22 protein-coding genes are annotated in these 20,072 nt (G+C 51.6%); 6 read left to right on the plus strand and 16 right to left on the minus strand.

Features of this window, described 5'->3' with window-relative positions:
* Positions 1-104: 104 nt before the first annotated feature.
* The 13 genes from BN3911_RS13540 to BN3911_RS13590 form a co-directional block, all read right to left on the minus strand.
* The gene (locus tag BN3911_RS13540; RefSeq protein WP_066866537.1) at positions 105-1,922 is read right to left on the minus strand and encodes a DUF927 domain-containing protein; all 1,818 of its coding nucleotides are present in this window, start codon (positions 1,920-1,922) and stop codon (positions 105-107) included.
* Between the two features lie 4 nt (positions 1,923-1,926).
* On the minus strand, positions 1,927-2,424 hold the full coding sequence (locus BN3911_RS13545; RefSeq protein ID WP_082942280.1) for a CHC2 zinc finger domain-containing protein: 498 nt from the start codon (positions 2,422-2,424) through the stop codon (positions 1,927-1,929).
* Entirely contained in the window at positions 2,421-2,915 is a 495-nt protein-coding gene (locus BN3911_RS13550) for an ERCC4 domain-containing protein (RefSeq protein WP_066867912.1), read from the minus strand. The genes BN3911_RS13545 and BN3911_RS13550 overlap by 4 nt, the downstream gene beginning before the upstream one ends.
* Before the next feature lie 52 nt (positions 2,916-2,967).
* Entirely contained in the window at positions 2,968-3,408 is a 441-nt protein-coding gene (locus BN3911_RS13555) for a DUF669 domain-containing protein (RefSeq protein WP_066866541.1), read from the minus strand.
* Positions 3,405-4,001 carry an HD domain-containing protein gene (locus BN3911_RS13560; RefSeq protein ID WP_066866542.1) on the minus strand — a complete coding sequence of 199 codons (597 nt, stop codon included), beginning with the start codon at positions 3,999-4,001 and terminating at the stop codon, positions 3,405-3,407. Before BN3911_RS13560 ends, BN3911_RS13555 begins: the two co-directional genes overlap by 4 nt.
* On the minus strand, positions 3,998-4,603 hold the full coding sequence (locus BN3911_RS13565) for a hypothetical protein (RefSeq protein WP_066866543.1): 606 nt from the start codon (positions 4,601-4,603) through the stop codon (positions 3,998-4,000). The genes BN3911_RS13560 and BN3911_RS13565 overlap by 4 nt, the downstream gene beginning before the upstream one ends.
* Positions 4,587-5,534 (minus strand): ATP-binding protein, encoded by a 948-nt coding sequence (locus BN3911_RS13570; protein WP_082942283.1) that lies wholly within the window; start codon positions 5,532-5,534, stop codon positions 4,587-4,589. The genes BN3911_RS13565 and BN3911_RS13570 overlap by 17 nt, the downstream gene beginning before the upstream one ends.
* 11 nt (positions 5,535-5,545) lie before the next feature.
* Positions 5,546-5,965 (minus strand): hypothetical protein, encoded by a 420-nt coding sequence (locus BN3911_RS13575; protein WP_066866545.1) that lies wholly within the window; start codon positions 5,963-5,965, stop codon positions 5,546-5,548.
* A gap of 51 nt (positions 5,966-6,016) precedes the next feature.
* A complete protein-coding gene (locus tag BN3911_RS17245) occupies positions 6,017-6,166 on the minus strand; it encodes a hypothetical protein (RefSeq protein WP_154669706.1) in 150 nt (49 codons plus the stop codon).
* Between the two features lie 86 nt (positions 6,167-6,252).
* The gene (locus tag BN3911_RS17250; protein WP_154669707.1) at positions 6,253-6,408 is read right to left on the minus strand and encodes a hypothetical protein; all 156 of its coding nucleotides are present in this window, start codon (positions 6,406-6,408) and stop codon (positions 6,253-6,255) included.
* A complete protein-coding gene (locus BN3911_RS13580; RefSeq protein ID WP_066866547.1) occupies positions 6,405-6,620 on the minus strand; it encodes a hypothetical protein in 216 nt (71 codons plus the stop codon). Before BN3911_RS13580 ends, BN3911_RS17250 begins: the two co-directional genes overlap by 4 nt.
* A gap of 502 nt (positions 6,621-7,122) precedes the next feature.
* Positions 7,123-7,341, minus strand: coding sequence for a hypothetical protein (locus tag BN3911_RS13585; protein WP_066866549.1), 219 nt, complete (start codon positions 7,339-7,341; stop codon positions 7,123-7,125).
* 204 nt (positions 7,342-7,545) lie between these two features.
* Positions 7,546-8,349: an HNH endonuclease gene (locus BN3911_RS13590; RefSeq protein ID WP_187127755.1), complete on the minus strand. Its 804-nt coding sequence runs from the start codon at positions 8,347-8,349 to the stop codon at positions 7,546-7,548.
* 165 nt (positions 8,350-8,514) lie between these two features.
* Here BN3911_RS13590 and BN3911_RS13595 point away from each other — a divergent pair, with 165 nt between their 5' ends.
* The 5 genes from BN3911_RS13595 (at position 8,515) to BN3911_RS13620 (ending at position 13,753) form a co-directional block, all read left to right on the plus strand.
* Complete coding sequence (locus BN3911_RS13595) at positions 8,515-8,898, plus strand: helix-turn-helix domain-containing protein (RefSeq protein ID WP_066866553.1); 384 nt, start codon at positions 8,515-8,517, stop codon at positions 8,896-8,898.
* Positions 8,899-9,319: 421 nt separating this feature from the next.
* Positions 9,320-10,534 (plus strand): S-layer homology domain-containing protein, encoded by a 1,215-nt coding sequence (locus BN3911_RS13600; RefSeq protein WP_066866555.1) that lies wholly within the window; start codon positions 9,320-9,322, stop codon positions 10,532-10,534.
* Positions 10,535-10,693: 159 nt separating this feature from the next.
* A complete protein-coding gene (locus tag BN3911_RS13605) occupies positions 10,694-11,869 on the plus strand; it encodes a site-specific integrase (protein WP_066866557.1) in 1,176 nt (391 codons plus the stop codon).
* Positions 11,870-12,725: 856 nt separating this feature from the next.
* On the plus strand, positions 12,726-12,980 hold the full coding sequence (locus BN3911_RS13615; RefSeq protein ID WP_066866561.1) for a CPF_0552 family protein: 255 nt from the start codon (positions 12,726-12,728) through the stop codon (positions 12,978-12,980).
* Between the two features lie 62 nt (positions 12,981-13,042).
* Positions 13,043-13,753, plus strand: coding sequence for a DUF2461 domain-containing protein (locus BN3911_RS13620; protein ID WP_066866562.1), 711 nt, complete (start codon positions 13,043-13,045; stop codon positions 13,751-13,753).
* 6 nt (positions 13,754-13,759) lie between these two features.
* On the opposite strand, the gene BN3911_RS13625 is transcribed toward BN3911_RS13620, so the two are convergent.
* The gene (locus BN3911_RS13625; RefSeq protein WP_066866564.1) at positions 13,760-14,614 is read right to left on the minus strand and encodes an AraC family transcriptional regulator; all 855 of its coding nucleotides are present in this window, start codon (positions 14,612-14,614) and stop codon (positions 13,760-13,762) included.
* 298 nt (positions 14,615-14,912) lie between these two features.
* Here BN3911_RS13625 and BN3911_RS13630 point away from each other — a divergent pair, with 298 nt between their 5' ends.
* Entirely contained in the window at positions 14,913-15,980 is a 1,068-nt protein-coding gene (locus tag BN3911_RS13630) for a uroporphyrinogen decarboxylase family protein (protein WP_066866566.1), read from the plus strand.
* A 312-nt stretch (positions 15,981-16,292) separates the two neighbouring features.
* Here BN3911_RS13630 and BN3911_RS13635 read toward each other — a convergent pair whose 3' ends face one another.
* Positions 16,293-18,551 (minus strand): glycogen/starch/alpha-glucan phosphorylase, encoded by a 2,259-nt coding sequence (locus BN3911_RS13635; RefSeq protein WP_066866567.1) that lies wholly within the window; start codon positions 18,549-18,551, stop codon positions 16,293-16,295.
* A gap of 27 nt (positions 18,552-18,578) precedes the next feature.
* A complete protein-coding gene (gene malQ, locus BN3911_RS13640; protein WP_066867916.1) occupies positions 18,579-20,057 on the minus strand; it encodes a 4-alpha-glucanotransferase in 1,479 nt (492 codons plus the stop codon).
* Between the last annotated feature and the right edge of the window lie 15 nt (positions 20,058-20,072).

A 20,072-nucleotide genomic window follows, 5' to 3' on the forward strand; every position in this document is an offset into this window, starting at 1 on the left:
ATGGTATGTTTTTCTGTTCCGCGTGTTCCGCAGTTCCGCAGGCCCAGTATTTATGCGGGTTTGCGGGATTTTCTTCGTTCCGCGGAGGATCCGCGTGTTCCGCATCAAAACAAGTCGTCATCGGCGGTGATTTCCCCCGTGTCCACCCGCAGGCAGACGCATTCGGTGCGCACCCCGTTGATCCGCCGGGAACAGGTCATGGCCCGGCCCCGGGTCTCGATGAGGTTTTCCTCCTTCAGATAGGACAGCAGCGCCGCCGGGGAGAAGCCGGCTTCCTCCGCCACTTGATTGAAAACTTTGCGGATGATGCACACCTGCGCCCCGCTGATGACGCCGTACACGTCGCCCTGCTCGTTGTCCTGGCGCAGCCGGTTGGCGTTCTGGGCCGCCCAATCGCAGAAATACTCGTATCCCCGCCGCCCGCTGGATACCGCCGCCCTGCTGGCCAGGAATCCGGAGATTTCCTGCACCGTGACGGCGTTCCCGTCTTGAAAGAGCCAATCGGTTGCCAGCTCGTCCGCCGTCAGGATCACCGCGGCAGCCATTGCCTGCTTTTCCGTGGTGTCGTTTTCGGAAAGCACCCGGAAATGCTTCTTGTACAGCTCTGCCGCCAGTTGGGCATTGTCCTCCTGATAGAGCTTTTCCACGAACTCCCGTCCCGCAAAACCGTAGTTCTTGCGAAGCACTCCGGCTGTAGCATGCCCGTCCTCAATGATCCTGTGGGCGGTCCGGCATTCTATCTCGATGACCCGGTTCACCGCTCCCGCGCCGCTGGAAGCCCCCGTGATGGGCGTCTCTCCGCTGGTGAGGATACAGTTCTGCCAGGTGGGCGTCTGGTCCACGCCGCCGTTCTTGTTGCCCCGGGTGCGTCCCACGCCTTCCGCCAGGGCATATACATCAAAATTGAGCTTTCCACGTCCATCCCTTGCAAGCTGCAGTTCGTCCACGATCAGCGGCAGGTGGTTCAAAAACGCCGCCAGCTTTTCCCGGCCCACCACCGTGCTGTTAAAGGTCTGGATGTACCGCCCCATCTCCGGGTTCCCCCAGACGGAGGCCGCCAGCATCAAGGCCACGGTCTTTCCCGTGCCGGATTCCCCGCCCCAGAGATGCACAAAAAAGGGCAGGGACCCGCAGGGCTTCACCAGCACGGACGCGAAGGAGGCCGCTAAAACGATCCGGGCCATCACGTTCCCCTGCCGGAGGGAAAGCGCCAGCTCCAGCCATTCCCGGCGTTTTCCAGCGCTCCGGATGCTCTCGAAGATGTGCCGGAAATTGGCGTCACCGTCGAAGATCAGGCCGTCCACATAGGGAGAAAAGCCCTCGCTTTCGATATATCCCAGCCGGGAGACGCTTTTGCGCTCCGGGATCAGGTCATAGTTCAGGTTTTCCAGGTCGGATATGTAATGCACCAGGGCCCGGCTGTTCTCACTGGTGACGGCAATGCCCATGTTGGCCAGCTCCAGAATGCTGTTGTTGGAAGCCAGCAGCTTCTTGTCCGCCACCACCTCCCGCCAGCGCCGGTCCCCCTTGCAGAAGGCCAGCTTCAGCTTCTCCACGCCGGTGTCGATGTTCACCAGCCGCTCCACCGGCAGGATGGGATGGGGGCAGGCAATCTCCTCCCCGAATTTTCCCCGGCGGGACACCCCGAAATCGTCCGCCTGCCATTCCCCCGCGTCCAGCTCCAGCTTTTGGCCGGTGAACTCCGTCACCTGGTCCACATACACCATGCGCTCGTTCTGTTTTTTCGATTCCAGATAGGTCTTGAGCATCCGCTTGAACCCGCTGGCGCCGATGCCCACCTGCTTTGCATATTCCGCCAGTTGATTGGTGGCCACCTCCCGCTCAAAGGGGTTTGAAATGGACAGTACCGCCTCATAAGGCTCCGGGGTGGAAAAGTCCTCTTTCTGATAGTCAAATTCCAAGTTTTCACCTCCAGGGATTTTCCCGGAACCAGTGCTCCAGTTCGTCCAGCCGCCCCAGGAGCTCCCCGGCACGGCCCCCGCGGGGGAGCATAAACAGCTCCTGCCGCAGGTCGATAAATTCCCGCTGGCGCTCCAGATAGGCGCTTTCAAAGGCCTGCTCCCGCTGCCTGCGGCGATAGGCGGCGTGCTGCCGGGCTCTGGCCTCCAGCCGCCGGGCGGGCCCGGCAGCCAGCCCCAAAGAAAAATCCCCGTTGAGCTTCAGGGCGGCCTCCCGGGGGCTGATGGAAAACAGCCTGCTCACAAAGTCGATGACGCTGCCGCCCTGATCGCACACATAGCACCACCAGCCCCGGCCATTATGGTAGAGCTGCAGGCTGGGGTGGCTGTCCTCATGGAATGGGCAGCGGATTTTGCGCTGCCTGTCCGGCTCAAACCCGTACCGCCGTGCCGCCTCCTCCATGGATACCAGCCGCCTCACTTCCCCGAATAGGTCCATGCTCATCCCTCCAGTTTGTTCTTCAGCCAGTAATACAGGATTCCATATAGGATGCGCCCGGTCTCAGCCGGACGGCAGAATTGCACTGTAACGTTGTATCTAGCTTGCCAGGAAAGCAGGCTGCCGTAAAGGGATTTCGGGTTGAGTCTGCTTTGATAGTTGTGGGAGAATACATCTTCCCAAGAAGCGTTCTCGATAAGCAGGAATACCTTGATGCCGTTTGCCTTGGCCCGGATGAATTCCCGTTCGAACCTCTCCCTGCCCACAGTGAAATTCCCCGCGATTTCGTCCAGATTTGCCTTCCGTTCAATCACGATTTCATCCTGCAGGGAAGTTATCCCCGGGACGCCGCCGCACCCCGGGAAAGCATTCATAGGGACAAAGGCCGTGTAATCTCCTTGATCCAGCTTGCCTCTCTCCACAGGACATTTTAGGGATTCCAGGGATTTTTTCACATGGTCCCACACCTGCTCCCTGGTATCGGCCAGTATTCCCATTTGTTTGAGAATGGCTGCCGCCTCTTTTTCAGTAAAACGCCGCTTCATGGCGTCAGAAAGGGAGGTCTTCTTCCGTCAGCTCCTCAAAGCTTCCAGAAACTGAATGGATTTTCTGGCGTTCCGGAAGGTCTCCCTCCCAGGGGGGAAGCTTGTCCTGCTTTTCTGGAGAAAGAAAATACTGCACCTTCAGGTAACCGTCTTTGTCTTCTCTTAGTTTTGCTCCGCCGACAGCTCCAATCCAAGAAAGCGTCTCATAGTTTCCTTCCTCAATCCCAAAACTGTCGAAAAGGTCCGTCAGGTTGCGGTTGAAATATTCATTCTTGACGATGTAGTGATTGATCCTGATATCCGACCCGTTGGGCTGGATCGCCACCACCAGCATAGGGTTTCCCGCCTGGCTTTCTTTTTCCTCCACACCCACAATGGATACCCGGTAATCTCCGGGTTCCGTGCGTTTCCGTTCTTCTCTTCTGTACCCGTCAAAAATGCTCATTTCTGTTCCTCCTTGGTTTCGTCTAAATAGGTGGCCTGCATATCCGCCAGATGAGTCAGCAGGGCCAGGGGGTACTCTCCGTAAGCTCCGGTCAAAGCATAGCTCCCGCCTTTTACCGCTTCGTCGAATCCGCCCATATGCCAGCGGATCGCCATCGCTTCTTCCCGTGACAGCCTCATAAACCCGCTGATGATATATACGCTCTTTTCACCATGGCCATAGGGGAGCTGGTCGTTCACCACATAAAACGGGTACTTCTCCCATTGCCCCTGCCCGTTTTTACGGTTTCGCATCTCAACGGCATAGAAGTCGGCCTTGCAAATGTCGTGCAGGAGCCCGCAGACGGCCATCGTCTCCACAGACGGTCCTTTCAAAGCTGCTTTCCCCTGGGATTCCAATCCGCAAAGCGCCCGCAGCCGCTCAAAAACATGGATGCTGTGCTCCGCCAGCCCTCCCTCATATGCCCCGTGATACCGTGTGCTGGCCGGGGCGGTGAAAAAGTCTGTCTTTTCCAGCCAGGCCAGCAATTTGTCCGCTCCCTCGCGGTGGATCTCTTTTCGATAGATCTCAATGAATTCCTCTTTTTTGGTCATAACGCTTCCCACTTTTCACAATAAAGTTTGTCCAGCCCGGTGTCTTCCAAATACCGGATAAAATCCCGGATGATTCTCTCGATGGGAACCGTTTCCCCGGGAGTATAGGATTCCACGCATACGTCTTTGCCTGTGTACACTACATAATCAAAACGTTTGGCTTCCGGTACACAGGCGAAATACATGGGGTGTTGGGGACTATCCAAATATTTTCCGACCTGATAACCCCGGCTGAATTTGATGTCAAAAATAATTCCCGCCTGCAGCCCGTCCAACCTGCCGTAGAGCAAAAACGGGATCCCGTCCACCAGGATATCCCGATAGGCCGGCACCTGGAATTGACACCCGCGCACTCTATTTCCAATGCCGCGAATACCTTCTTCCCATTCGTGACCTTGGGGCAGTTCAGCCCCCGCACAGAATTCCGTTACCATGTTCTCAAATTTGATCCCGTCCAGCATGGCCTGGTTCGGCCTGGTTTTTTCCCGGCGCAGCGTCCGCAGGAATTCCCTGTGAGCGCTTTCCGGGTCAAAGGCTTTGAATTGCCACTGCCATGCAGACAACAAGGATTGTGTCATGAGCAGCCTAGGCTTCTTCGACATACGCTTTCGCCGCCTTATCCCATTTCAAGCCCAGATCCTTTGTCCTGGCTGACAGCATAGCCCGGGCTTCCCGTTCGCTGGAAAGGGCATGCTCCAACTTTTTTAATCCCTCCGCGGCCGCTCCGGCGCTTCCGGCGTCTTCAACCCCGGCGACGATCTGTTTTACCTGTTCCATGGCAGCCTCGTATTTTGCCTGGTTCTCTGCTCCTTCCGACGCTTCCCGGACAATGTTTTCACGCGCTTTTTGGAAAAGATGTGTAATCAGGTCGTTGGGCGTGGATTCCGTCAGTTCCGGGACCTCGACCAGGCCGCTGATCCCATAGCATCCTTTCGCAAAATACTGCTCTGTCGGCGTAAATCCCAGGTAGCGCTTGTTCCCTGTGATCATCATGTAGCATCCCAGGTCGCAGGGCTGCCAAACAATGTTCCGGGCCGAACCCTCGCACATCAACCGGTATTTGGTGACATCCCCGTCCTTTTCCTCCACTGTATGAAAAATGTAGATCACATTCTTTTTCATGACCGTCCGCAATACGTTGGTGAATCTCACAAACTCTGCTTTTACCGCTCCAAATCCTTTCTGGGAGATGGCGTTGCTGCTTTTTTGCTTATTCACAGTGGAGTTGTCCCGGATAGCCCAGTCTTGCAAGTAAGTAATGAAGGCTCCTCCTGTGTCGATCACGATAGTTTTGGCGTCCTTCACCAACTGGGAGGTCTCAATATCGTCTCGGATTTCCTCATAGGTCTTTCCCATGATAGTCGGCTTACGGTGCCTTGCTTTGACACGGCTCACACCTTCGTCAAAATCCACCAGCACCGGATCCGGCGCTGACAGCGCCAGCGTTGTCTTGCCAATACCAGGCGATCCGCTGATAATCATGGAAAAATTTTTGCCTTGAAAATCCATTTCATTGGGCATATATACCGCCATTATTAATCCTCCTATGCCGCCCCGTCCCGGCTCTCTATGTAGTCCGCAAACTCGCTCTTGCTGCTGTGAATGTACTCCGACACAATTCCGGATTTCTCGTTCTGCTTCTGGGGGAACGGCGTCTCATACTCATGGCAAAAGGCCTCCATAGCGATCCGCCCCTGCTCCTCCGGCGGCAGGTTCTGAAACCAGAATTCCAGCGCAAACCGCCGCTGCTCCTCCCTGCTCCGGTTGATAAAGCTCCAGTACCGGCCCCGGCAGGCCTCCCGGTAGTACTCCGTCCGGCATTCCAGGCACAGCAGCTGCCCGTCCACTTCCTTCAGCCCCCGGTGCCACCCGCAACGCTCACACCTTGCCCCTTCCTCCGGCAGCTCCGGCGCCTCCGGATAGCTCCCCGCTCCCAGTCCCCGGGTCTCTATCGTGTTCACCATTTGACAAACACTTCCTTTCTCATATTACTCTCTGGGCAGGGTGAAAGAATCTTAAGTAACCCGGCCCAGTATATAGTTGAGCCCGTTTTCTTTCTCTACCACGCGGAATACAATCCACTTTCCTGTTTTGAGCTTTTCTACCAATTCGGATATTTCCATGGTTTCATAAACCTCTTTTACTTCTCGTAAGATTGCTTTCATTGACTTTTTTCCTCTTTTCTGCTATATTCTATTTAGGTTATTTTTTGTGCGCCGCTTTTCCGATGCCAGTCGGAGAGCGGCTTTTCTTATTGCTCCGGGTTGTGCAGATAGTCCACCGCCCCCTCCCGCCTTTTCGGCTCCGGCAGCGCCCTGCGCTCCCTCTTGCGGGGCCTGTCCATCAGGTACCCCATCGCTCCCAGCACCAGGCTGGTCAGGCCCAGCGTTCCTAATATGTAAATCATGATAGGTCCCCTCCCAGTTCTCTATCCGCTGCTTTTTCCAGGAACAGCTGCTGCTCCAACGAATCGATGTCCACCAGTTTTTTTCTTCCCACCTGGAAATAAGGCAGAACTCCCGTCAATACGCTTTTCCGTATCAGGTCGTATGTAACCGCCGTTTTCGGATCCTGCTTTTTCAGTTCAAACGCCGCGTGCTTCATATCTCGTAACCGCATTCTTTCACCACCTTTCTCCCATCATTTCCTTTCTTCACGCTCCGGCCCTACCTACAATAGGCATTCATCTTGCTTTCTGTTTTGTAGCTGTACCAATTGTCTTTTGTTCCCGCCCCATCTGTTTTACCTCCCTTCTCCCCCTCCTTTCTCACTCCGCCGGGTCATATAGTCCGAGTAAAGTAATCACTCGCCATATGTTTAAGAAGGTTATAGATATCCACAAAATGTTGTAAACCACCTCTTTAAATTCTCGTATTTAACACCATATATAGTGTTGACGTTTCCTTCCCATAAAGATATAATAATTCCGTAGAAGGGAGGTGAACGAATGAATAAGAGACAAACGAGTCCTAGAGCTGCATCTGCTGCATCAAAGGTATTGCGTGATGGCCGCACAAGTAAAGCCAGTAAAACCGCAGCCGGTAGTGCTTTGTCACAGACACGCAGTAGCAAGAAAAAGTAAATCGTTCTACCAACTGGGCCGGATGTTGCAGCATCCGGTTCAATTTTTTGCTTTGTCACTGGTAGCAAAAAGATCTTTTACCTCCACATCGGGGAAAAAATGCTGTTGAATTATTTGTACTTCCGGCCAGGTAAATTGAACCTTGCCTAATAATCGGTTAGTCAGCGATTTGCTGCACACCCCTATGCTGTCAGCTATCGTTTTCTTTTTAATTCCGCGTTTTGCAATTTCCCCTATCAAAACTGGATAAGTTACCATTTCATTTCACCTCCTTCTTAAGCCGGCTTGTCGTGCGGGGCGGGTGGGCAATTTTTTTGGTCGTGCAGGGTTTGGCTGGCAAGCAGTAGTTGAATGGAATGGTCTACTATCACCTGATTCTGATGATCCAACTTGCACAGATCCTCTGCCATTTCTCTGGCTTCCCTCTTTTTCTTTGGTTGTAACATGGCGTCACCTCAAATCTTATGCTATTTGGGAAATGTCATTTGAAACTTGCAGATCACTTATAGATTTTTCAAGTTCCATTATTTCCTTTTTCAAAATGTCTTCGCTTAATTGTAGACGAGATAACTGGGATTCCTTTTTGAAAAGTTTGCATTGGTATTGTTTGATTTGTCGGCTTATTACAGAATTAATCTTAGGTGGATTGTTTGATTTTAAATACGCACGTTTAATGGAATCGTCCACACATTGGCGGGAAACGCCGTACATATCTGCAATTTCCTGCAAAGTGTACCCCTCTATCCTTAAATTTAAGTATTTCTGCTGTGTAGGTGTCAGCCGAGTTTGATCAATCTGCAGTAAGGAATCTCTCAATTCAGCAAATCGGTCTACTCTTTTTGCTTCGCTTTTCAAATGAATTTTACAGTCGTGGCAAATTACGTCTTTTGAAAGAGTAGGTTCACCACAATATTGGCAGGGAGCGGCTTTCGAATAAGGATTAATCAAACCTGTTCTATAAGCGTGCTGTACATTTTCCTTTGCTGTACACCACTCTAAATTCGTCACATCATTGTTAGAAGGATTGCCGTCAAGATGATTTACCATAGGCAAGTTGTAGGGATTCGGGATGAACGCCTCCGCAACGAGTCTATGGACATAAAAATGTTTTTGCTTTCCAGATACAAAAGCTGTTACACAAAGGTATTTTCCGTCCTTGCCAGTTTTAATTTGCTTTGCCAGTTCCTTGTGGGAACCCTTCATTCTGTAGACTTCTCCAGAATCCGTTACTTCAAATAAGCCTTTATGAACCATACGTGAGCTCAAGGTTTCTCCTCCTTTTGTTTTCATTGCCCACATTATAAGTGATTTTGAAAACAAAGTCAATAGGGTTTGAGTAAAAAAAGTTGGCAAAGAAAACATCAAATTTTTGTTTTCAACGTGTTGACATTGAAAACAGACCTGTTATAATTAAGCAAGATGGAGGTGAAAATGTTGAGTAACAGCCTATCTAAACGATTAGTTAAGATTCGAGAAACACTTAAAATAAGCCAAGATGAATTAGGCACCAAGATAGGAATTTCAAGATTTTCTGTTTCGAACTATGAATCAGGTAAAAGAAATATAACCGAGCGTGTAATTAAAGATATTTGCCGCGAGTTCGACGTAAACGAAGAATGGCTCCGCACCGGCGAAGGAGAGATGTTCGTTGAACTGCCGGAGGGAACCGAATTGGGGAAATATATTGCTGATGTAATTGGTGGAGAGGACGATTTTATTAAAAACATTATCATCTCCTATATGAAGCTTGATGAAAAAAACAAAAAAATAATCCGAGACTTCGTAAAAAGTCTCGGATGCGAGGGTAAGGCATAAGAATTATCTGCCTGCAAGCCGTTTGATGATGCTATAGATTTCCAGCAAAATCTTTCGATTTTGTATGTAGTCCAACAAGTGAATGATTTTTTCTTTACATTCTTCACTGCTCATAACGGCACCCTCCAAACGCCAACCAGTTTTTTGTAAGCTCATTATAGAACATCTGTTCGCAATATGCAAGCACAAAGTAAAGATATTCTGTAATGAAAAATGTGGAATTAAAGTGAGATTGCGTATTTTTCCTTTATTTACATGTTAATACGATACAAATCATAAATCAAATGAAATATATTCACACTAAACCATTCGCGGTCAAAAATCGACCGTTCGAGGACACTTACAAAAATTACCAGTGCTGCAAATTCACGGTACTTGTTTTTGATACCGTGGAAACAATTATGAAAGAGGGCTTGAGGTAATGAAAAAGAAAATTTTGGCAATGCTGCTGTCCGTAGCCCTGTTGGCCGGCGCGATTCCGGTCACAGCCTCCGCCGCCTCTGTGGAGCAGTTTTCCGACGTCAAAGCGAGGGACTGGTTCTACGACGCGGTGGAGTACGCCGTCTCAAACGGACTGTTTCACGGCACCGGCGAAACCACCTTCAGCCCGGAGCAGTCCATGACCCGCGGCATGTTCGTCACTGTGTTGGGGCGGAAATCCAACGTGGAGCAAAGCCTGTATACGGAGCAGCAATTCGAGGACGTGAAGGCAGGGCAGTACTATGCCCCCTACGTCAATTGGGCCGCCAGCAACGGAATCGTCAATGGTACGGGAGCGGGGAAATTCAGCCCGGACGCCCCCATCACCCGGGAGCAGATCGCAAAAATATTGTACGGCTATGCCCAGAAAACGGGAAACGATACCACCTTCCGTTCAGACCGCTTCAACCAATTCTTCGACAAAAGCAATGCGTCCAATTATGCTGTCGAAAGCCTGGAATGGGCGACCACCCATATGATTATAAACGGGACGGACGATGGATATCTGATCCCGAAATTAGAGGCGACCCGGGCGCAGGTGGCGCAAATCCTGTATTGCGCCGATAGAATCCTTGTGAATACCGAAATCACGGATGATCCAAAGCCCACGGACGAGCTCCTCACCTTGAGGGACGAAGCCGGAAACGCCACCCTGTCCATCCCGATTCCCGCGACCTGGAAAGACCGGTATACCGCCACCGGGCGCAGCGACGGCCTGGGGGCCACCTTCTATTCCACCAATAACCTCTATACCGGCCACGGCGGCATGCTGTTCCAGCTCAGCGCATATGCCGGCCGTGAGGAGTATATCCATATTCCCTCCACCCATTTTCTAACCCAGGTCACCGTGGATGGAGTCAACTATCACATCGTGTGGCGTGAGCCCACCGATTACCAGTACGACATGGAATACCAGCAGGAATACCTGCAGATGCAGGCGGATATCCCGCGTATGATCGAAGGAATTGAGTTTTTCGTCCCCATCGCCTCGGAGCAGCCGGAGCCCGGCGCCGCGGTGTATTGGGTCGTAAACGGCGCGGTTTACCATTCCACAGACCAGTGCCCCTCCCTCTCCCGTTCCAAAAACATCCAAAGCGGAACGGTGGAAGAAGCCGCTGCGGCTGGGAAAACCAGAGCGTGCCCCAATTGCCATTAAATTGAAATAAAAAAACCGCCCGCTCCGTCTAGCACACGGAACGAGCGGCCACCACCGGACGGGCCGGAGGTACAGAATCAACTGCATTGATATTGTACCCTATCCCGTCCCCAAAATCAAGAGGGCGGGATTTTTGCGCCCAGAAACAGGAGGCAGGACATGGCAAACATCACAAAACGCGGAGCGTCCTACCGGATCCGCTGCTCCTGCGGGTACGGGCCAAACGGGAATCAGGTCATGAAATCCATGACCTGGACCCCGGATCCCAAGATGACAGCGAAACAGATTGAAAAAGAGCTGAACCGTCAGGCCGTTCTGTTCGAAGAAAAATGCCGGAACGGCCTTGCAAACGGAAACACAAAATTCCAGGATTTTGCAGAGCAGTGGTTTGAAGAATACGCGAGGTCTCATTTGAAAACAAAAACCCTGGAAGAGGCCAAAGCGCTGACAAAACGGGTATATCCGGCTCTGGGCCATATCAAAATCGGGAAGCTCAGGCCCGAGCATTTCCGGAATTTTTATAACAGTCTGGGGCAGCCCGGGCAAAATAAGCGGACAAAGGAGGGACTGTCCGCAAAGACCATTTGGAACTATCATGCTTTTTGCTCGAGCATTTTAGGGTATGCCGTAAAAAATGAGATCCTTTTGCGCAACCCCTGCGCCGCAGCCGCGCCGAAAAAGCCGGCCAGTGAGATCAATTGCCTGGATGACGTGGCGGCCAGAAAGTTTCTCGACGCGCTGGAGAAGGAGCCCGTACAGGATAGAGCCTTTTTTACCCTGGCTCTTTTGACTGGCTACCGGCGCGGAGAGATGCTGGGCCTGGAATGGCCGGATGTAGATTTTGAAAACGCGGTGATAACCGTGCGCAGAACCTCTCAATACCAGTCTAAGGTCGGCATATACACCGATACGCCAAAGACAAAACGATCGCAGCGCAGCACCAAAGTTTCGGCAGCGCTGATGGATCTGTTGAGGGAGCTGAAGGTAGCCCAGGCCACAAAGCGGCTGCAGATGGGAGACCTCTGGAACCCGGAATGGGAGCGGCATCCCCGGTTGTTCACAACAGAATACGGATTTCCTCTGCACCCTGGCATACCGGGGAAGCATATGTCCGGCATCCTGGAAAGAAACGGTCTGCCCCGAGTCACATTGCATTCACTCCGGCACACCAATGCCACCCTGCTGATTTCCGGCGGAGTGGATGTCCGCACGGTGTCCGGACGCCTGGGGCATAGCCAGGCCAGTACCACCATGAATATTTACGCAGAAACGATTCAAAGCGCCGAAGCGGCAGCAGCAGATGTCCTCGATAACATCCTGCTCAAAAAGGCCTGAAGCCCCGTCATCCAACCAATTTTCTGGTCATTGTTTGGTCATTATCTGTCCAAAACCAAAGCAAATCCACCTTTGCTATTTCTCATTGGCCCCTTGTTTTATCCGCGCCATTCCTAACTTTTTATCATCCCATAAAACCCCCGAAAATTCAATTTTTGAAATTCAAATCCTGTCACCTCGACCAATTTGTCGAAAGAAGTCGATTGCTGAAAAGTGATCGGCTTCTTTTATTTTTACTGATGTAATGCTATACTTAGGGACATAGTGGTTATCTTCCCGATACTATGAAAAAACATACCATCTTACCTTTTTTCTAGACATAAAAACTTGATAGAAAAGTGATATTGCTATATTATATAAAAAACTATTTTTACTCAAGGAGCAGTTATGATGGAAGCTTTTTATATCGATGAAAATGGGACTAGACAAATGTTAGAAATACCTGACAATGCCACAAACCTAACAGAATCACTAAATTCGAGTCGCACGGTAAGATTACTCCTGAAGCAACATGAAGAACAATGTAAACAAAACAAAAGGCTGTTCTGGATATCTATAATTACTTCGCTCATATCAGCAGGTGCCCTTATTGTATCAATCATTGCATTAATCGGATGATTTCTTTTTTCGTAATGCAAAGTCACCGAATAAAACCGAGAAAAACAGCTTTTGAACCCCTCTGTCTACTTTTCTTCTTGTTTTATCGGCAGCCTTCATAGTATAATGGTTAAAAACCATGGTTTGGAGGGAGTTGAATCTTATGGCTTCTTCTCCTCTTTGGAAAAACACCGGTTCTCCCGTGCAGGCCATGGATACAGGAAAAAAATTTCTCTGAATCAGGAAAGGAGTGTCGTTCATGAAATGCTATTACATCGTTGGGCTGCGGGTCAATCATCGAACGGGAAACGCGGTCAAATTACAGGAAGTTCTGACACAATTTGGATGTAACATCAAGCTTCGCGTCGGCCTTCACGAGACCAGTGAGGAATACTGCTCTGACGACGGCGTCATCATGCTGCAGGCCTGTGGCGAACCCGATACCATCACCGCCATGCTGGATGCCTTTAACCAACTGGAAGGCGTCAGCGCAAAAATGCTGGACCTCAACTAAAGACGACAAAACAGGGCCGCATGGAGGAATTATTCCATGCGGCCCTCTAAGGAGAAATACCCATGCCTTTTTCAAAAGAAACGTTGAATTTCCTTGTGGAAAACCGGCTCAATGACAGCCGAAGCTGGTTTCACGAGCACAATAAAGAATACCGCAGCCTGGTTTTGCAGCCGCTGCAGGAATTGGTGCTCTCCCTCACCCCGGCAATGTTGGAAATTGACGGCGAATTCATCACAGAACCGCGGGTGGACAAGACAATCAGCCGTATTTGGCGGGACACCCGCTATACGCACGATCCCTCCCTATACCGGGAAAACATGTGGATCATCTTCAAACGCGGCAGGATGCACACCACTGAATTTCCCGGAATCTATTTTGAAATCACGCCGGACGGCTTCGGTTATGGCTGCGGTTTCTACCACGCCTCCACCTCTTACATGAACACCCTGCGTAAAAGCATCCTGGAAGGCTCCCCCGTTTTTCTAACTGCCCAGAAGGCTTTCTCCGCCCAAGACATTTACCAAATAGAGGGAGATCTCTTTAAGCGGCCCAGATACAGGGAGTATCCGGATTCCCTCCGGGAATGGCTGGAACGCCGCAACATCAGCCTGAACGCAGAAAGCCATGATTTTGAGCTGCTCTTCTCCCCCGGGCTTTCGGAAAAACTCATAGCAAACCTGAAGCTCCTTGCGCCAATGTACCGTTTCCTGCTGGAAACCGCCCTCCGAGAGCAGCGTGAAGGCACCGCCTTGGAACTGCTTCAGCGGAACTGACCGCCGCTACATTGTATGGTACTGTCTGCGGTATTTCGCAGGCGTTATGCCTTCCATTCTCTTAAAGGTGCTGACAAAATTCCCCGCATAGGAAAATCCAACCGCCAGAGCAATCTCCCCTACAGGGATCCTGCTGCTTAAAAGCAGCTCCTTGGCCCGGGAGATTCTGTATTTCAGCAGATATTCATAGGGGGTATACCCTGTGGTGGCTTCAAAGAGCTTTACCAAATGGCTGCGGCTGATAAATGCTGCTTTTGCCATCATCTCCAAATCGATATGGCCTTTATAGCTGCTGTGGATAAATTCCAGAACCTTGGCAACCGCCTCGTTCTGGTCGGCCATCTCCTCCGGTATGACAGCTACCAGCTGGTGGAGCATCACGGCGATCAGCTCGGAAGCAATGGTCTCAAAATCGGTTTCCCGCTGAATTTTCAAATCCAGAATCCGCTGGATATTGTCCCGGCACGCTTCCGCTACCGCACCGGACAGTACGCCGCAATTTTTCTGCCGGATATACTCTGCAAATTTTTCAGAGCCTGAACCGGAAAAGTGAAGCCAGTAAAATTCCCACTGTCCGCCTTTCGGCGTCCTGTAGGAATGGGGACAGCCGGGCGCAACCAATGCCACGGAGCCCGGCTGCAGCTGATAGATACTGCCGCCATACTCCAAAACACCTCTTCCGCCGATCGTACAGAGAAGCAGGCAGTTGTCATTCCCCGTTTCCCGTTCTATGTGATAGCGGTCATTGCAAAAATGCCAGCCTGCGGACTGCACGCAGTAATAAAGCCTGCGGGCAAGAACGCTGGGTGAATGTGCAATCAGCCGTACCCTCCCGAAATCTCCGTCCCTATCATATTCCAACTTCCCACCCCCTTTTCGTCATTGTACCACGGCTCCGGCTCCCAAGGAAGCAAATTCTACCATGGGCCACAAAAATTAGCAAATCGTATTTCTTTTCTCTTCAGAACTTTTCATTTCCTTTCTCTTGGATTATGCTACTGACTAAGAGGGCGCCGGATGGTTGGAAAGCCTGCAGCGGCAGGAACCCGCATTGCATGCAGGACCATCCTCCCAAATACAGAGAGGGCTGGACGGGAGAGACGGATTGTTTGCCGGCCGTTTCCTTCCATTCCTCAGAGAAAGGAAGCTTTTAGACAGTATGGCAGAAATGACAACACACGAGCGGGTTCAGCGTATGTTTGAACACCGTGAAGCAGACCGTGTCCCCATTACAGACGACCCTTGGGCGGGAACGATCCGCAGATGGCATCGTGAAGGAATGCCGGAGGGCGTCGATTGGCGGGACTATTTTGGAATTGACAAAATAGAGCGTATCTCCGTGGACATCACGCCCCGCTATGAGGAAAAAATCCTGGAAGAGACCGAAGATTACATTATTTCCACCACCCCTTGGGGCGTCACGCTGAAAAATTTTAAGCTGGAGGATTCCACTCCCGAATTCCTCGATTTTACAATCACCACTCCCGACAAGTGGGAGGAGGCAAAAAAGCGCATGCTGCCTACGCCCGACCGGATCGATTGGGATCTGCTCAAACGGAATTATCCCAAATGGAAGGCAAACGGAAGCTGGATTCAGGCTGCATTTTGGTTCGGTTTCGACGTTACTCATTCCTGGACGGTGGGTACGGAAACCTTCCTCATCGCCCTGTTGGAGGAACCGGAATGGGCCATGGATATGTTCAACACCTATCTGGATATGTGCATCTCCCTGTATGAACAGATATGGGACGCGGGATATCAATTTGACAGCATCTTCTGGTGGGACGACATGGGATATAAAAACTCTCAGTTCTTTTCGCTGAATACCTATCGGGAACTTCTAAAGCCTGTCCACAAACGCGCTGTGGAATGGGCGCATTCCCGGGGCGTCAAGGCCCATCTGCACTCCTGCGGCGACATCATGCCCTTTGTGCCGGAGCTGGTGGAAATTGGTGTGGACGCTCTCAACCCGCTGGAGGTTAAGGCCGGTATGAAGCCTAAAGAGCTGAAGCAGCGTTTTGGTTCCGACCTGGTTTTCCACGGAGGGGTCAACGCCGTTCTCTGGGACGACAAAGAGGCCATCGGGGAGGAAATCCGAAGCCTGATTCCCACGATGAAGGAAAACGGCGGCTATATTTTCTCCTCCGACCATTCCATTCCCAACTCAGTCAGTCTGGAAAACATGTGGAGCATTATCAATCTGATCAAGGAAGTGGGCAAATACTAAAAGCTTTTCTCCTCCGTAGCTGAAGGACAAGAGCAAAAGGGGCCGCTGCAGATGACTCTCTGCAGCGGCCCCAGCTTGTCGAAAAAGATCGTTTCGCCAAGCTGGGGAATTTTGCTGAGTAGCTTAGTGTCTTAAAAATAGCCATTTATGAGCAAAATTCCTCTGAATCAACGCGGAAGAGGGACCCTGACGGTCCCCGCAGAACCCGGGTTCTGTCCATACCTTTCCTCCCTCCGAAACCGTTGGCTCTTACGTTTATCGACAGACTGAGGGCCGCTGCAGATGACTCTCTGCAGCGGCCCCTTCTTTTTCTTACTTTAAATGCCAAATATCCTTGTTGTACTGATCTATCGCACGGTCAGAGGAGAAGAAGCCTGCTTTTGCAATATTCACAAGCATCTTCCTGGCCCATGCGGTACGGTCCTCATACTCGCCGAGGGCCTTTTCCTTTTCTGCAATATAGCTCTTCAGATCCAGCAGCGCCATGAACCAGTCTTTATGGGTCATATCCTTATAGAGCCGCGCCAGATTTTCCGGATCCCCCAGCCGCATCATCTCCGGGCTAATGATAAAATCGACCAATCCGGCAATTTCCGGGTCGGCAGGATAGAAGTCCCCAGGATGGTAGGCCTGCTTTTCATAGAGCGCTATCACCTCTTCGCTGGACTTTCCAAAGATATAGATGTTCTCCTCGCCAACCAGGTCGTGAATTTCCACATTGGCTCCGTCCATAGTCCCCAGGGTCACTGCGCCGTTGAGCATGAACTTCATGTTTCCGGTACCGCTGGCCTCTTTGGACGCCAGCGAAATCTGCTCTGAAATGTCGCAGGCAGGAATCAGCTTTTCCGCCTTGGTCACATTGTAATTTTCCACCATCACAATCCGCAGCCAGGGGCTCACCTCCGGATCCTTCGCAATCATATCCTGGAGACAGAGGATCAGATGGATGATATCCTTTGCGATGATATAAGCAGGGGCAGCTTTGGCGCCGAACAGCAAGGTGAGCGGCCGCTTCGGTTTGTTCCCAGCTTTAATCTGCCGGTACTTCCAGATGATATAGAGGGCGTTCATCTGCTGGCGTTTATACTCATGCAGACGCTTGATCTGGATGTCATAAATGGAAGTTTCATCAATGCTGATCTGTTCGGAAGCTTCCAGATATTCCTTCAGCGCATGCTTATTATTTTGTTTGATCTCCAGCAGCCTGTTCAGCACGGTTTCATCGTCCCGGAAAGCCAGCAGCTTTTCCAGCTCGCCCGCGTCCTTTTTCCAGCCGCTTCCGATCAGCTCGGTGATAAGGGCGGAAAGCGCCGGGTTACAATGCATCAGCCATCGGCGGAAGGTGATGCCGTTGGTTTTGTTGTTGAACTTTTCCGGATAGATGTCATGGAACACCTTCAGCTCAGAGGATTTCAGAATCTCCGTATGCAGCGCCGCCACGCCGTTGACAGAAAAGCCATAGTGTATATCCATGTGGGCCATATGCACCAGGTTGCCGTCATCGATGATTGACAGTTTGGGATCCCCATACTTTTCCCTGACCCGGCGGTCAAGCTCCCGGATGATGGGCATAAGCTGCGGAACGGCTTCCTCCAGATAGTCGACAGGCCATTTTTCCAGCGCCTCCGCCAGAATCGTATGGTTGGTATAAGCGCAGGTTTGGGTGACGATGGAGATCGCTTCCTCCATGGAAATACCGTCCTTCATCATCAGCCGGATCAATTCCGGAATGATCATGGAAGGATGGGTATCGTTGATCTGGATAACGGCGTGCTTCGCCAAATCCCGCATGGCATAACCCTTCCCGGCAAGCTCTTTCAGGATGAGCTGGGCAGCGTTGCTGACCATAAAGTATTGCTGATACACCCGCAGCAGGCGGCCGGCGCGGTCGCTGTCATCCGGATAGAGGAACAGCGTCAGGTTATGGGGAATGTCGGTCTTGTCAAAATCAATGCCGTCCTTCACCATAGCTTCATCCGGCGCCTCAATATCAAACAGATGAAGCTTATTTTTCCCGTTATCATAGCCCGCTACGTCGATGTCGTACATGACGGAACGCAGGGTAAAATCCCGAAAGGGCACTTCAAAGCTGACTCCTGTCTTCTGCAGCCATCCTTCCGGCTTTATCCAGGGGTTCGGCCTTTCCGCCTGCTTGTGGTCCTTGAAATACTGTTCAAACAGGCCGAAGTGGTAATTCAGCCCCACGCCGTCCCCGCTGAGGCCAAGTGTGGCTACGGAATCCAGATAGCAGGCCGCCAGGCGTCCCAGACCGCCGTTCCCCAGAGAGGGTTCTGGCTCCAGCTCTTCCAAATCGGACAGCTTTTTTCCGGCTTCCGCCAACACCGCCCTGACTTCATCATACATTCCCAAATTGATCAGGTTGTTGGACAGCAGCTTTCCGATGAGAAACTCCGCGGAAACATAGTAAAGCTTCCTGTCCCCCGTTATGGCCGGCACAGCCTGCAGCCTTTCCTTGGTCAGCTGAAGCAGCGCCTGGTAGATCTCTGTGTTTTCGGCCTCCTGAAGCGTCTTCCCGCCCAGCTTCTGTGTCAATTCTTCTTTCAGCGCCATATCGAATCCTCCTGTCATCGTCATTTTTCAGCGGTCGCGGCCATAGAGCTTTGTCAGCCGCGCCATCTTTTGGGCCAGAGCCATATCCATCTGATCCTTTGTCATCCTCCAGCGCCAGTTATTGCCGCCCAGGGTCGAGGGTGTATTGATACGCGCCTCGCTTCCGAGATTCAGATAGTCCTGCATGGGAACGACTGCCAGGTCGGCCACGCTTCCCAGAGCAGCCCGGATGAAGCCCCAGTTTCCGTCGGTATCATCCGGAAGCCCCATATATTCCAGAGCCAGGGCCACGTCTTCAGGACCTGCCGTAGAAAACCAGCCCCGCACCGTATCGTTATCGTGAGTTCCGGTATAAACCACACAATGATTCTGGTAATTATGGGGCATATAATCGCTCTCTTCCCGGGAATCAAAAGCGAATTCCAGCACCTTCATGCCAGGATATCCGCTGCTCTTCAGCAAGCGCTTTACCGCGGGCGTCAGATACCCCAGATCCTCCGCAATGATGTTCGCGTTGCCCAGCGCCTTGTTAACTGCGCCTACAAACGCCATGCCGGGCCCTTGCCGCCAGCGTCCGTTCCGGGCGGTTTCATCTCCATAGGGTATTGCGTAATAGCTTTCCAAGCCACGGAAATGGTCGATACGCAGCACATCCACTAAAGTGAGATTTGCTTTCAGCCGTTTGATCCACCACTGGAAACCATCTTTTTCCATCTCATCCCAGCGGTAAAGCGGATTGCCCCAAAGCTGGCCGTCCTCTGAGAAGGCGTCCGGCGGGCATCCGGCCACCTCGGTGGGCACATTGTTCTCATCCAGCTGAAACAGCCCGGGATTGGCCCATACATCTGCGCTGTCCATGGCGACATAGATCGGCGCGTCCCCGATAATGGAGATTCCCTTCTCATTGGCATACTTTTTCAGTTTCGTCCACTGCTCAAAGAAAAGATACTGTACGAAGATGTGATACTCGATATCCTCCGCGCATTTCGCCTTCCATTTTTTCAGCGCTTCCGGACGGCGCATCCGGATATCTTCTTCCCATTCATTCCAGGCGCGAAGCCCCATCTGGGCCTTCACCGCCATGTAGAGGGCATAATCCTCCACCCAGCCGGCGTTCTTCTTGCGGAATTTTTCCAAAGCCTTTTTGTCCGTGAAATTGGAAAAAGCTTTCCGCAGCACCTTTTCACGGTGCTCATAGATGGTGCCGTAGTCCACCTGGGTTTTGCTTTCTCCCCACTTGACCTTTTTGCAGCGTCCTTTTTTCAGCAGTCCCTGCTCGCACAGGAATTCCAGATCTACAAAATAGGGGTTGCCGGCAAATGCAGAAAAACTCTGATAGGGGCTGTCGCCGTAGCTGGTGGGGCCCAGCGGCAGAACCTGCCAGTACTTCTGCCCCGCCTCCGCGAGAAAATCTACCCATTTGTAGGCGGCCTTTCCAAACGTGCCGATTCCGTACTTAGAGGGCAGGCTGCTCACAGGTAGAAGTACGCCCGCCGCTCTGGTCATCCAGGTTTTCGCCAT

This window comes from Neglectibacter timonensis, from assembly GCF_900048895.1.
Taxonomy (GTDB): domain Bacteria; phylum Bacillota; class Clostridia; order Oscillospirales; family Acutalibacteraceae; genus Acutalibacter; species Acutalibacter timonensis.